General features: G+C 61.2%; 15 protein-coding genes. 1 reads left to right on the forward strand and 14 read right to left on the reverse strand.

The features are described 5' to 3' along the window. Positions 1-148: 148 nt before the first annotated feature. Entirely contained in the window at positions 149-481 is a 333-nt protein-coding gene (locus MA884_RS16320) for a YnfA family protein (RefSeq protein ID WP_256231475.1), read from the reverse strand. A gap of 57 nt (positions 482-538) precedes the next feature. Beyond that, on the reverse strand, positions 539-1,354 hold the full coding sequence (locus MA884_RS16325; protein WP_256231476.1) for an SDR family oxidoreductase: 816 nt from the start codon (positions 1,352-1,354) through the stop codon (positions 539-541). A 367-nt stretch (positions 1,355-1,721) separates the two neighbouring features. Here MA884_RS16325 and MA884_RS16330 point away from each other — a divergent pair, with 367 nt between their 5' ends. Further along, complete coding sequence (locus tag MA884_RS16330) at positions 1,722-1,874, forward strand: DUF3309 family protein (RefSeq protein WP_018606531.1); 153 nt, start codon at positions 1,722-1,724, stop codon at positions 1,872-1,874. Between the two features lie 60 nt (positions 1,875-1,934). Here MA884_RS16330 and MA884_RS16335 read toward each other — a convergent pair whose 3' ends face one another. The 12 genes from MA884_RS16335 to ccmA all read right to left on the reverse strand — a co-directional run bounded on the left by MA884_RS16335 (position 1,935) and on the right by ccmA (position 12,836). Beyond that, positions 1,935-4,028 (reverse strand): LTA synthase family protein, encoded by a 2,094-nt coding sequence (locus tag MA884_RS16335; protein ID WP_256231477.1) that lies wholly within the window; start codon positions 4,026-4,028, stop codon positions 1,935-1,937. A 293-nt stretch (positions 4,029-4,321) separates the two neighbouring features. Continuing rightward, a complete protein-coding gene (gene speE / locus MA884_RS16340; RefSeq protein WP_256231478.1) occupies positions 4,322-5,197 on the reverse strand; it encodes a polyamine aminopropyltransferase in 876 nt (291 codons plus the stop codon). A gap of 254 nt (positions 5,198-5,451) precedes the next feature. After that, positions 5,452-5,859 (reverse strand): hypothetical protein, encoded by a 408-nt coding sequence (locus tag MA884_RS16345; RefSeq protein WP_256231479.1) that lies wholly within the window; start codon positions 5,857-5,859, stop codon positions 5,452-5,454. Positions 5,860-5,873: 14 nt separating this feature from the next. Next, positions 5,874-7,076 carry a c-type cytochrome biogenesis protein CcmI gene (gene ccmI / locus MA884_RS16350; protein ID WP_256231480.1) on the reverse strand — a complete coding sequence of 401 codons (1,203 nt, stop codon included), beginning with the start codon at positions 7,074-7,076 and terminating at the stop codon, positions 5,874-5,876. Continuing rightward, entirely contained in the window at positions 7,069-7,542 is a 474-nt protein-coding gene (locus MA884_RS16355) for a cytochrome c-type biogenesis protein (RefSeq protein ID WP_256231482.1), read from the reverse strand. The genes ccmI and MA884_RS16355 overlap by 8 nt, the downstream gene beginning before the upstream one ends. After that, a complete protein-coding gene (locus MA884_RS16360; protein WP_047226276.1) occupies positions 7,539-8,075 on the reverse strand; it encodes a DsbE family thiol:disulfide interchange protein in 537 nt (178 codons plus the stop codon). The genes MA884_RS16355 and MA884_RS16360 overlap by 4 nt, the downstream gene beginning before the upstream one ends. Continuing rightward, positions 8,072-10,057, reverse strand: a complete 1,986-nt coding sequence (locus MA884_RS16365) for a heme lyase CcmF/NrfE family subunit (protein WP_256231483.1) — start codon at positions 10,055-10,057, stop codon at positions 8,072-8,074. Before MA884_RS16365 ends, MA884_RS16360 begins: the two co-directional genes overlap by 4 nt. A gap of 3 nt (positions 10,058-10,060) precedes the next feature. Further along, a complete protein-coding gene (gene ccmE / locus MA884_RS16370) occupies positions 10,061-10,516 on the reverse strand; it encodes a cytochrome c maturation protein CcmE (protein ID WP_256231484.1) in 456 nt (151 codons plus the stop codon). Then, the gene (ccmD, locus tag MA884_RS16375; protein WP_007939192.1) at positions 10,513-10,689 is read right to left on the reverse strand and encodes a heme exporter protein CcmD; all 177 of its coding nucleotides are present in this window, start codon (positions 10,687-10,689) and stop codon (positions 10,513-10,515) included. Before ccmD ends, ccmE begins: the two co-directional genes overlap by 4 nt. Beyond that, positions 10,686-11,441 carry a heme ABC transporter permease gene (locus tag MA884_RS16380; RefSeq protein ID WP_256231485.1) on the reverse strand — a complete coding sequence of 252 codons (756 nt, stop codon included), beginning with the start codon at positions 11,439-11,441 and terminating at the stop codon, positions 10,686-10,688. Before MA884_RS16380 ends, ccmD begins: the two co-directional genes overlap by 4 nt. A gap of 94 nt (positions 11,442-11,535) precedes the next feature. Further along, positions 11,536-12,204: a heme exporter protein CcmB gene (ccmB, locus tag MA884_RS16385; RefSeq protein WP_256231486.1), complete on the reverse strand. Its 669-nt coding sequence runs from the start codon at positions 12,202-12,204 to the stop codon at positions 11,536-11,538. Continuing rightward, entirely contained in the window at positions 12,201-12,836 is a 636-nt protein-coding gene (gene ccmA / locus MA884_RS16390) for a cytochrome c biogenesis heme-transporting ATPase CcmA (RefSeq protein WP_256231487.1), read from the reverse strand. Before ccmA ends, ccmB begins: the two co-directional genes overlap by 4 nt. Positions 12,837-12,931 lie beyond the last annotated feature (95 nt).

Below are 12,931 nucleotides of genomic sequence, written 5' to 3' on the forward strand. Positions count from 1 at the left end.
TCTTGTCCTTAAGAATATCTGGACCTTGACCATGCCCGGCCCGCTTGAGGTTCTCAAGACACCCTCAAGAATTCAGTAATGCCCTACAAACAACACTCTGGCAACTGAAGGAAACTTCCTGCAAAACCCTGTCAGATAGCGGGTTTATTCAAGCGGCCGAAATCCGCGGACCGAACAGAATCACACTCGCACCCAGCACGCAGAGCGCCACACCCACCCAGTCGGAGCTCAGCGGCCGCGCTCGCTCCACCACGGCCAGCCAGCCGATCGAGGCGATGATATAGATACCGCCATAGGCGGCGAAGGCACGCCCGGCGTAAGTCGCTTCGATGCGGGTCAGCAACAGGGCGAACAGCGTAAGACTCAGCAGCGCCGGCGCGATCCACCAGGCGCTCTTGCCCTGGCGCAGCCACATCCAGAACGCGTAGCAGCCGGCGATTTCAAACAGCGCAGCGAGAAGAAACCAAAAGTAGTTGAGCATGGGAGCGTCCATCAGGAGGGCCGAATGCCGCCATCCTGAGGACGCCGGGCACCCAGGTCAACTCGGGTTCTGTCGAGCCTTGGCGCGCATCTTGTCGGCCATGACGGTCATTTCGTCGTAGAGCAACTGCGGATTCTTCTGCTTGAGGGCCCAGGCCATGCGGCCTTGCTCGTGGGGCAGGATCATGAACTGGCCTTGGGCGACCTGTTCATAGATGTAGTCGGCAATATCGGCCGCGCTGATCGGCGAGCTTTCCAGCAACTTGCCAACCTGGGCTTTCATCGCCGGGGTCGGGCCGCGGAAGGAATCCAGCAGATTGGTCTGGAAAAACGACGGGCACACCACATGCACACCGACTTCCTGCTGCGCCAGTTCGATCAACAAACTTTCCGACAGCGCCACCACGCCGGCCTTGGCCACGTTGTAGTTGCTCATGGCCGGGCCCTGCATCAGGGCGGCCATGGAGGCGATGTTGATGATCTTGCCGTGGCTTTTTTCCAGCAACGGCAAGAACGCCTTGCAACCCTTGACCACGCCCATCAGGTTGATCGCGATCTGCCAGTCCCAATCCTCCAGGGACAGCTCACTGAAGAATCCGCCGGAGGCTACGCCGGCATTGTTGACGATGATGTCAATGCCGCCGAATTTCTCTTCGCAGGCCTGGGCAAACGCCGTCAGTTGGCTGTAGTCGCGCACATCACAGCGCTGAACGAAACCATCGCCGCCGGCATCACGCACCAGCCTGAGGGTTTCCTGAACGCCCGGTTCACTGACATCCGACAAGGCCAGTCGCCAGCCTTCGCGGGCCCAGCGCAGCGCGATTTCGCGACCCAGGCCAGAACCGGCACCGGTAATCATCATGCGATTTTGCATAGCAAACAGCCTTGTTGTTCCGGGAGAGATGAGCCGAGTGTAGCGAAGGACCCCGCCGCACCCACGCTCCATCAGATTGCTGAATGGCGGGGGCAAACCTTGATAGGTTTTGAGGGAACAACCCAGTGGAACCGCCTGTGGGAGCAAAGCTTGCTCGCGATCGGCGCGAGGCAGTTCTGGAAGATGGTGTCGCTTGCAGCGCGAGCACGCGTTACTCCCAAAAAACGGGTTCTTTCACGCCCCAAAAAGACTTTGAATTTTCTACAGGGCGCTACGGTCGTACTTATTAAGCCGCCCGGATTTAACGCATGCGTGCTGGTAGTTGAAAGTTGCATCACTCCAGAACTGACCAATAAGGAAATCAACAATGGGCACAATACTCATCATTATCCTGATCCTCCTGCTGATCGGTGGCCTGCCGGTCTTCCCGCACTCCAGAAGTTGGGGTTACGGTCCGTCCGGAATCATCGGTGTCGTACTGGTAGTGCTGTTGATTCTGCTATTACTGGGCAAGATATGAACCACTAAGTGACAAAAAAAAGAGGCCCGTTAAGGCCTCTTTTTTTATGCGCTGCACTGCTCAGTCCGGTACGCCATCCACCACGCCGGCGGTGTTATCCAGCAGGCTCTTGGTGGCGGTCTGCAGAAACGCTTCAAGTTTCAACTTCATTTCGGCCGCGTCCGCTGCGTTCGGGATGAGATCCGCCCGCGGGTTGGCACCGAGTTGGTAGCGGTACATCTTCGGCGCCATTTCCTTTTCCTTTGGCAGCACCAGGATTTTGTCGTCGCGGATGATCGCGGTGGTCTGGTCGCTGCCCGACGGTTTGATCACGCCAAATCCACTGTCGCCTGACGGCAGGTTCAACAGATCGCGGCCCCAACACTGGTTACGCACTGGCCCGCCAATACGGCCCATGATGGTCGGGACGATATCGACCTGAGTGCCCACGGTGTGGTTGCGCTGGCCGAACTTTTCCTGGATACCCGGCCCGATCAACAGCATCGGTACGTTGAAACGGCCCAAGTCCATTTCGGTAATCTGGTGCTCGTTACCAAAGCCGTGGTCACCGACGATGACAAACAGCGTTTCCTTGAAATAAGCCTCCTTGCGTGCTTTTTCGAAGAACTGGCCCAGCGCCCAATCGGAATAACGCATGGCAGTCAGATGCGTATTCAGGCTGCCACGGTCGGTGACCGGCTCCACCGGCAACGGTGTCGGCAGCGCATACGGCGTATGGTTGGACAGGGTTTGCAGCAACGCATAGAACGGCTTGCCGTTTTCCCGTGCCTTGAGTTCGATCAGACTACGGTCGAACATATCCTGGTCGGACACGCCCCAGGTCGGGTCGGAGAACACCGGGTTCACATAATCATTACGCCCGATGAAAGTGGTCATGCCCTGGCCGCTGAAGAAACCCGACTGGTTGTCCCAGGCGAAGTCGCCGTTGTAGACATACACGTCGTCGTAGTCACGGGCGCTGAGCAGTTGTGGCAGCCCCGAAAACTTGTGGCTGCCTTCAGGTGTCTGCATCAAATACTCGAAGCCCGGCAGGTTCGGGAAGCACGCCATGGTGGCGAACATGCCCTGGTGGGTGTGGGTGCCATTGGAGAAGAAGCGGTCAAACAACAGACCTTCCTTGGACAGCTTGTCCAAGTAAGGCGTGATATTGCCCGGCGCGCCCAGGGCACCGACCGAGTGACCCGCCATGCTTTCCATGAGAATCACGACCACGTTCTTGATCGGCAAAGTCTTGTCGGCGGGTGGCGTGTAGTCGCGACGTACGGCAGCGGTGTCTGCATCGACCAGTTTGTCGTCGGGCATCACCAACATGTCACGTACCGTCTGCTGTGCCACGGGCTGCTCGAGGGTGGCTTTCCAGATATTGTCACGGTGTTCGGACATCCGGCTCTTGGCCGCTGCCACCAGCGACAACGTGCCATTAAGGCCCAACTGATTGGCAAAGTTCGAATCGGTGGTGTAGACGTCCCCCCAGCGCAGGGGCGGCCCCTGGCGCATTGTGCCCCGGGCGGCTCCCACGGCCACGACCAAACAGACCATGAACACCGCGACACGCCCGTACCACGGAGCAACCTGACGTATGCCGATGGTGCCGCCACTGAACGGTCCGCGCGGTCGGGTGGCGCGGTCGGCGCCTTTGAACGCCATACTGAGAATCACCGTGCCCACGGCCCACGCCAACAGGTAGCGCACCACCGGGAAACCATACCAGAGCATGCTCATTACGGTTTTCGGGTCTTCCTGCACATACTGGAAGACCAGGCCGTTGAGACGCTGGTGAAACTCGCGATAAAAGTCCATCTCCATCAGGCCGAGGAACAGCGCGATGCTGGCGGTCACGGTCAGCCAGAAACGAAAAAACCCGCGGGCCGCCATCGCCCGTGCGCTGAACAATGCCAGCAGCAGTGGGACACACAGGTAGATCACCAGACGCAGGTCAAAACGCAGACCATTGACGAACGCTTCAACGAAGGTCGAGGCCGGGGTGTCGAGGATCATTTCGCGGTTGTAGGCCAGCAACGCCACGCGCAACAGGCTGAACATGATCATCAAGACCAGGGCACAGAGCAACGTGTAGGACAGGTGCGATTTGACGGTCGGTTGCAGCAAGCGATGCGTGGTGCGTTGCTGACTCAGGGCGTCCGGGATTGCCATGTCGTGTAAGGACCTAATGGGATGGGAGGGCGAATAGAACAACGGCGTGTCCTATGCCGACCATCACCCGGGTCCCTGGGTCTCGCGAGTGCGCGTGCGTTGTATGAATGGCTGGGCATCGCCATTCATTCACCGACGGCAACAAGCGCCGGGATTGTCCGCAAGGTCCTGTGAAAATTTTGTTCAATGAATGTTCGGAAATACAAAAGCCGCGGATTGCCCGATGGGTCTGTGCCGAACCTCACTGTGGTCAGGGGATACATTCCCCCGCCACAGGTCGGTGTGAATCCTGATCAGTCGTTACTTGGCTTGTTGATCGCTTGCAAGACGTACTGCGGCATGGCGAACGCGCCGATGTGAATTTCGGGGTTGTAGTAGCGGGTAACGATGCCGCTGCCAATGAAACGCTCGCGCAAGGTTTCGCGGGACAGCTTGCGAAAGGCGCTATTCGTCGAGCCCCAGGCGAAAGTCATGGCGCCACCAATGTAGGTCGGCACGGCGGCCTGGTAGAAATGCCAGTCGGCAAACAGTCCACGCAGACGCCCGGCGGTGGTTTGTACTTCGCCCAGTTGCATGAACGGCGTGCCATTCTGGGTCACCAGAATGCCGCCTTCGTTCAGGCAGCGGTGACAGGCCTGGTAGAAGTTTTCCGAAAACAACACTTCACCCGGACCGATCGGGTCGGTGGAGTCGGAAATGATGACGTCGAACTTCTCCTGGGTGGTAGAGACGAAACGCATGCCGTCGTCGATCACCAGGTTCAGCCGCGGGTCGTCGTAGGCGCCTTTGGAGTGGTTGGGCAGGAACTCCTTGCACATGTCCACCACGGTGCCGTCGATTTCCACCATGGTGATGTGCTCGACGCCCAGGTGCTTGGTCACCTCACGCAACATGCCACCGTCGCCACCGCCGATGATCAACACGCGCTTGGCCGCGCCGTGGGCAAGGATCGGTACGTGGGTCAGCATTTCGTGGTAGATGAATTCGTCGGCTTCGGTGGTCTGGATCACGCCATCCAGCGCCATCACCCGGCCCATGCGCGGGTTCTCGAAAATCACCAGGTGCTGGTGCTCGGTGCGCACCTCGTGCAGCAGCTTGTCCATCCGAAAACGCTGGCCGTAGCCTTCGTAGAGGGTTTCCAGGTAGTCGCCGGTCGGGGTAGTCGTCATGGTCAGGTGCTCCGATAAATACGCGGTTGGCCGGTGAAGGCTCGCAAAGGCGCGCATTCTACGACGCCGGGCATGACAGGTCGAACCTTGAAGACTCATCACCGGCGAAACTGCGTAGGGGCTGTCGAGTGAAGCGAGGCTGCGATCTTTTCACAAACGCTTGGGTCTTGGTGAAAGATCGCAGCCTCGCTTCACTCGACAGCTCCTACAGAGCCCAGGCAGGAGCGAGCCGGCTCGCCACAGGGTGGTCTCTCTTAGTGGAATTGACGCCCCAACCCCGCCGGAACGCCTTCGATGTTGGTTTCTTCCCACGGCCCGTTCGGGCTGATGGAGCGGCTCCAGCCGTTGCTCCAGCGGTAATAGGTGCGCTGGCGATAGAAGGTGTTGGTGTGGTTGTCCAGCACATAGACCCCAAGTTTCGCGTCCCAGTGGCTATTGCCCCCGGGTGGTGGGGCGAAGCTGGCGGAAGTACGAGGCAACGGCTTGGCCGGTGTGTTCGGCGTGACAGGCTTGCTTGGGGCGGTCGAAGGCCCCGGTTTGGTGGCCGGGCCGGAAGACGGGATGGGAGGCAGCGGCGCCGACGGCTGCGGCGGACGCTGGACCGCACAAGCACTCAGGCCCAGGACGAGCGTGAGCAGGGTGATACGAGCGATGGCGGTCATGGTGCGAATTCCTGTTATTGGTCCGGGCTGTCGATAGTCAGTTGTTGCTGCGCCGTGGTGCTGCTCGCCAGAGGCTTGCTGCGGCCGATCCATTCGCCAGCGGTCGGCTGACCGGCCCGGGAAATGCGCGCCACCAGTTGGACTTCGGGGAAGTTCGACAGTTTCAGTTGCGGCATCATGGCGTCCGCATCGCCCAGCTCCACGGTAACAGGCAGGTCAGCGACCGTCAGGCGCTTGGCCGCCAGCGGCGCCGGCGGGCCGGAAGCGGCGCGGGCAAAGATGAACACGCTGTCGCCCGGTTGCACCTTGGCCTTGAGCGCTGGCGCCAGCTCGACGCGCACTTTGAGCAATGCCGCAGCCTTGGTCACTGGCGCCTGGGCGACCTTGCCGCCGCTGGCTTCAAGCTTCTCGGTGGCGCGAGTGATGCCGCCCTGCAGCGCCTCACGAGACTTGTCGCCTTCCGGCAATTGCGCGAGCAGACGGCCCCAGTAATCAATGGCCTCCTGATAGCGCTCGCCTTCGAACGCGGCGATTCCCAACAGGCCCAGGCTGGTGACTTCCTTGGGATCGAGCTTGAGCGCCTCGTCGGTCAGGGCCTGGACCTTGTCCGACCATTTCTTGCCATCGGCGAAATACTGCGCCTGAGCCCACTGGCCCAACAGCTCGGGTTGGCGACCGGCCACCGCCACGGTGCGCTCGAAGACCTTCGCCGCATCCGCCGGTCGGTCCTGCGCCATGTAAGTGCGGCCGAGGAAATACAAGCCTTCGGCGTTATCCGGTTGCGCAGCCACTGCGCGTTCCAGGCGCAGGGTCATTTCTTCCATCGACTGCGGCGCCTGGGCGAATTCACGGGTCAGTTCGACCTTGTCGCTGGCGCCGAAATGCAGATACAGCCCCAGGCCCAGCACCGGCACCAGCACGGCAGCGAGCAACGGCAACGGCTTACCCAAGCGAGACTCGCGCGGCGCATCGGCGCCTTCGGTGTCGGCGAGCAGCTCACGAGCGGCTTCGGCGCGGCCGGTGTCCAGTTGCGCGGCGTTCAGCACGCCCTCTTCCTGTTCGGACTGCAACTCGGCGACGCGCTCCTGGTACAGCGCCACGTTGAGTGCGGTACGGTCCTCTTCACGCTGGGCGCGGCGAACGCGCAATACGGGGATCAACAGAAAACTCAGGGCAACCAGGAGAAGCAGACCTGCGGCGAGCCAGAAATCAATCATGCTTGGTTTTATCCAACAGTTGGTCGAGGCGCTGGCGCTCTTCGACAGAAAGCGTGTCCGGGGCAGCCGTGCGCTGGACCCGACGACGGCGCACAATCACCGCGATGACCACGACACCACCGAACAACAGTCCGGCGGGGCCAAACCAGAGCAGCGCGGTCTTGGAGGTCAAGGCCGGGTTGTAGCGTACGAACTCACCGTAGCGGTCCACCATGAAGTCGATGATCTGCTGGTTGTCCTTGCCCTCGCCGAGCATGCGGAAAATTTCCTTGCGCAGGTCGGCGGCAATCGGGGCGTTGGAATCGGCGATGTCCTGGTTCTGGCACTTGGGGCAGCGCAGTTCCTTGGTCAGTTCACGAAACCGCTCGCGCTCGCCCTCGTTGGCGAATTCGTAGGTGTCGATGGCGGCGTGGGCCACGCCAGCCAGGCTCACCCCGAGGATGACGGCTGCTAACCAGCGCTTCATGGCTTGGCCTCATCGACCAGCGCCTGATACTTGGCGGCCAGTTTCTCGCGCCAGACCTGTTCGTCGATCACGCCGACGAACTTGTCGCGGATGACCCCCTTGGCGTCGATGAAGAACGTTTCCGGCGCCCCGTAGACGCCCAGGTTCAGGCCCAGGGAGCCTTCTTCATCGCGAATGTCCAGTTGATACGGGTTATGGAACTCGGCCAGCCATTTCAAGGCATCGGCATTGACGTCCTTGTAGTTGACGCCGTAGATCACCACGCCGTTCTGGGCCAGTTTGTTCAATACCGGATGTTCGACCCGGCAGGAAATGCACCAGGTGCCCCAGACATTGACCAGCGCCGGTTTGCCCAGCAGGTCCGCCCGCGTCAGTGTCTTGTCGCCCTGCACCGACGGCAGGGAAAATTCAGGGAACGGCTTGCCGATCATCGCCGACGGCAATTCGGCCGGGTTCAGGTAGAGCCCCCGGTACAAAAACACCGCCATCAACAGAAACAGCGCCAGCGGCAACAGCATCAACCAACGTTTCATGCAGGGGCTCCCGTCATGCCCAGGGTTTCACGCACCCGGTTTTTTACCTTGACCCGATAGCGACGATCCAGTGCCGCCAGCACGCCACCCAGGCCGGTAAGCAGGCCACCGAACCAGATCCAGCGCACGAACGGCTTGACGTGGACCCGCACCGCCCACGCGCCATCGCCCAAAGACTCACCCAGCGCTACATAGAGGTCGCGGGTGAAGCCGGCATCGATCCCGGCTTCGGTCATCACCGAATTCTGCACGGTGTAGAGGCGTTTTTCAGGATGCAGCACCGTCACTTGCTGACCGTCGCGCAGCACCCGCACGGTGCCCTTGTCGGACGTAAAGTTCGGGCCTTCGTAATGCTTGGCACCCTCGAACACGAACTGGTAGCCACCCAGATCCATGGACTCCCCGGGTGCCAGGCGCAGGTCGCGCTCGGCGCTGTTCTGGCTGGACAGCACCACGCCCAAGGCGCAGACCGCGATACCCAGGTGAGCGAGCTGCATGCCCCAGTAGCTGCGGGTCAGGGTTGGCAGGCCCTTGATCAGGCCCTTGTGGCGGGTCTTGTCGAAGATGTCCCTGACGCCGGCCAGCAACACCCAGGCCGCCAGCATGAAGGTCGCCAGCACCGCCCAGTTGAAATCGCCATACGCGATCCCGGCGATGACGGCCAGGGCAGCAGTGCCCAACAGCACGGGCGTCAGCATGTTCATCAGCCATTTGACCGGCGTGTCTTTCCAGCGCACCAGCATGCCGACAGCCATGACCACCATCAAGATCGCCATCAGCGGAATGAACAAGGCATTGAAGTACGGCGGTCCGACCGACAGCTTGGCGCCGGTCAGCGCGTCGAGCACCAGCGGGTACAGCGTGCCCAGCAGGATCATCGACGCCGCGACCACCAGCACCAGGTTGTTGCCCAGCAACAGGGTTTCCCGGGACCAGAGGTTGAAACCGACCTGGCTTTTCACCACCGGCGCCCGCAAGGCGAACAGCGTCAACGAGCCGCCGACCACGAACAGCAGGAACATCAGGATGAACACCCCACGCTCAGGGTCGGAGGCAAAGGCATGCACCGAAGTCAGTACCCCGGAACGCACCAGGAAGGTTCCCAGCAGGCTCAGGGAGAATGCCGCGATGGCCAACAGCACGGTCCAGCTCTTGAACACGCCACGTTTTTCCGTGACGGCCAGGGAGTGAATCAGCGCGGTGCCCACCAGCCAGGGCATGAAGGAGGCGTTTTCCACCGGATCCCAGAACCACCAGCCGCCCCAGCCCAGTTCGTAGTAGGCCCACCACGAACCAAGGGTGATGCCAACGCCCAGGAAGGCCCAGGCGACGATGGTCCAGGGGCGCGACCAGCGCGCCCATGCGGCATCGAGACGACCGCCCAGCAGCGCGGCGATGGCGAAGGCGAAGGCCACGGAAAATCCGACGTAACCCATGTAGAGCATCGGCGGGTGAACGATCAGACCGATGTCCTGCAGCAACGGGTTGAGGTCACGGCCATCCATCGGCACCTGGGGCAGGATGCGCTCGAACGGGTTGGAGGTCACGATCAGGAACAACAGGAAACCGATGCTGATCATCCCCATCACCGCCAGCACCCGGGCCAGCATCACCTGGGGCAACTGCCGGGAGAACACCGAGACCGCGAAGGTCCAGCCGGCGAGGATCAATGCCCAGAGCAACAGAGACCCTTCATGGGCACCCCACACCGCGCTGAACTTGTAATACCAAGGCAAGGCGCTGTTGGAGTTGCCGGCAACGTAGGCTACGGAAAAATCATCGGCCATGAACGCGTAGGTCAGGCACCCGAAGGCGAACAACATGAAAGCGAACTGCCCCCACGCCGCCGGCTGGGCCAGGCTCATCCACAAACGATCACCACGCCAGGCACCGAGCAAAGGCACCACCGCCTGAACGATGGAGAAACACAAGGCCAGGATCATCGCCAGGTGGCCCAACTCAGGAATATAAAGACCGGTCATCGATCAACCCTCCTTCACGGGAGCGGGCGCCGACTGGCCGCTGTCTTTCAAAGCCTTGGTCACTTCCGGCGGCATGTATTTTTCGTCGTGCTTGGCCAGGACTTCATCGGCCACCACCACGCCATCGGCGTTGAGTTTGCCCAGGGCGACGATGCCCTGCCCTTCGCGAAACAGGTCCGGCAGGATGCCACGATAGGTGATGGTCACCGTCTTGTTGAAATCGGTGACGTTGAATTTCACGTCCAGCGAATCCCCGGTACGCACCAGGGATCCCTCCTCCACCATGCCGCCTGCACGAATGCGCGTGTCCTTGGGCGCTTCGCCGTTGGCAATCTGGGTCGGGGTGTAGAACAGGTTGATGTTCTGTTGCAGGGCGCTCAGGGCCAGGCCGACCGCGGCGCCGACCCCCACCAGGATGGCAAGAATGATGACAAGACGTTTTTTGCGCAGCGGATTCACTGACCGTTCTCCCGGCGCAGACGACGCGCCTCTTGTTGCAGATACCGCTTGCGGGCCAGGATCGGCGCCGCCACGTTGAGGGCCAGCACCGCCAGGCAGATGCCATAGGCGGACCAGACATACAGGCCGTGATGGCCCATGGCGAGAAAATCGCCGAATGATGCAAAACTCATCGAGCGGCCTCCAGGCTGTTCTGTACTTCTGCCTTCACCCAACTGGCCCGGGACTCGCGCTTGAGCACTTCCAGGCGCATGCGCAATAACAGCACCGCGCCGAAGAAGCAGTAGAAACCCAGCACGGTCAACAACAGCGGCAGCCACATCTGCACGGGCATCGCCGGTTTTTCCGTGAGGGTGAAGGTCGCGCCCTGGTGCAGGGTGTTCCACCACTCCACCGAGTACTTGATGATCGGGATGTTGATCACGCCGACAATCGCCAGCACCGCGCAGGCCTTGGCGGCGCTGTCACGATTGCTGATGGCGTTGCCCAGCGCAATAAGACCGAAGTACAAAAACAGCAGGATCAGCATCGACGTCAGTCGGGCATCCCAGACCCACCACGAGCCCCAGGTCGGCTTGCCCCAGATCGCGCCGGTGACCAGTGCCACGGCGGTCATCCAGGCACCGATGGGCGCGGCGCATTGCAGGGCCACGTCCGCCAGCTTCATCTTCCACACCAGCCCGACCACGCCGCACACCGCCAGCATCACGTAGATGGACTGGGCCAGCAGCGCCGTGGGAACGTGAATGTAGATGATGCGAAAGCTGTTGCCTTGCTGGTAGTCCGGCGGTGCGAATGCCAGGCCCCAGACCACGCCGACGCCGATCAGCAGCAGCGCGAAGAGGCTCAACCAGGGCAGCAGTTTGCCGCTGATGCCGTAGAACCACTTGGGTGAGCCGAGCTTATGAAACCAGGTCCAGTTCATTGCTGTTTCCATCACGGTGGCGGCTCGCCATCACGAGCCGCCAGGTCAGCCTTTACTTCAAAAGAAGTGGTCAGTTCTTGACCAGGCCTCATTATTATTCGCCGACGCTGATCTTCAGGCCAGCGGCTATTGCAAAGGGTGTCAGGGTTATCGCCAGGGCGGTCAGGCTCCCAAGCCACAGCAGATAACCGGTTGCCGGCATGCCTTGCAGTGCGGCTTGCAAAGCGCCACTGCCCAGGATCAACACCGGGATATACAACGGCAGGATCAGCAGCGCCAACAACAGGCCACCGCGCTTCAACCCCACCGTCAATGCTGCACCGACTGCACCGAGCAGGCTCAACACCGGCGTGCCCAGCAACAGAGACGCCAACAATACCGGTATGCAGGCGGCGGGCAAGCCCAGCATCATCGCCAGCAGCGGCGAGAGCAGCACCAGCGCCAGGCCGGAAAAAACCCAGTGTGCCAGTACCTTGGCCAAAACCAGAAGGGCCAGGGGGTGCGACGAAAGGACCCACTGCTCCAGGGAACCGTCCTCGAAATCACTGCGGAAAAGCCCGTCCAGCGAGAGCAGGACCGATAAAAGCGCTGCCACCCAGACCAACCCCGGCGACAAGGTTTGCAACAATTGAGTCTCAGGACCCACCGCCAAAGGGAACAAAGCAATGACGATCGCAAAAAACACCAGCGGATTGGCCAGTTCGGCCGGACGGCGGAACAACAGGCGCGCCTCGCGGGCAAGCAACAAGCCAAACACACTCATACGGCCCAGTTCCCCAGATCAATGTTGCGATAACCGGACGGCATCCGCGCCAATGTATGGTGGGTGGTCAACAGCACCATGCCGCCACCCTCGCAGTGCCCGGCCAGGTGCTCCTCGAGCTGCGCCACGCCTTGCTTGTCCAGGGCGGTGAACGGCTCGTCGAGAATCCATAGCGGTGGGCTGTCCAGATATAACCGGGCCAGGGCCACGCGGCGCTGTTGGCCGGCGGAGAGGGTGTGGCACGGCACGTCTTCGAAGCCGCGCAGGCCCACCGTCGCCAGCGCCTGCCAGATCGCCTCGCGCCCGGCCGGTCGATGCAGCGCGCAGAGCCAACTGAGGTTCTCTTCAGGCGTCAGCAAATCCTTGATGCCGGCGGCATGGCCAATCCAGAGCAGATTACGGGCCAGTTCGCTGCGCTGGCTGTGCAACGGCTGGCCATTGAGCAGCACTTGGCCTGCGGTCGGCTGCATCAACCCGGCCAACAGGCGCAACAGGCTGGTCTTGCCACTGCCGTTGGGACCGCTGATCTGCACCATATCGCCACGCGAGAGTCTCAATTCGAGACTTTCGAAAAGCAGACGCAAATCTCGCTCACAGGCGAGGCCGACGGTTTGCAGGAGAGGACTGGTCAAGGGATCGCGGGCCTTATACGGTTCAAGTCGGCAATGCAGCGGCCGTTAAAGAGGTGCAGCATAGATGCTTTGGTGGCCGGTTCCACAGAGCTGCG

Origin of the sequence: Pseudomonas sp. Q11 (assembly GCF_024494355.1) — a bacterium.
GTDB lineage: Bacteria > Pseudomonadota > Gammaproteobacteria > Pseudomonadales > Pseudomonadaceae > Aquipseudomonas > Aquipseudomonas hefeiensis.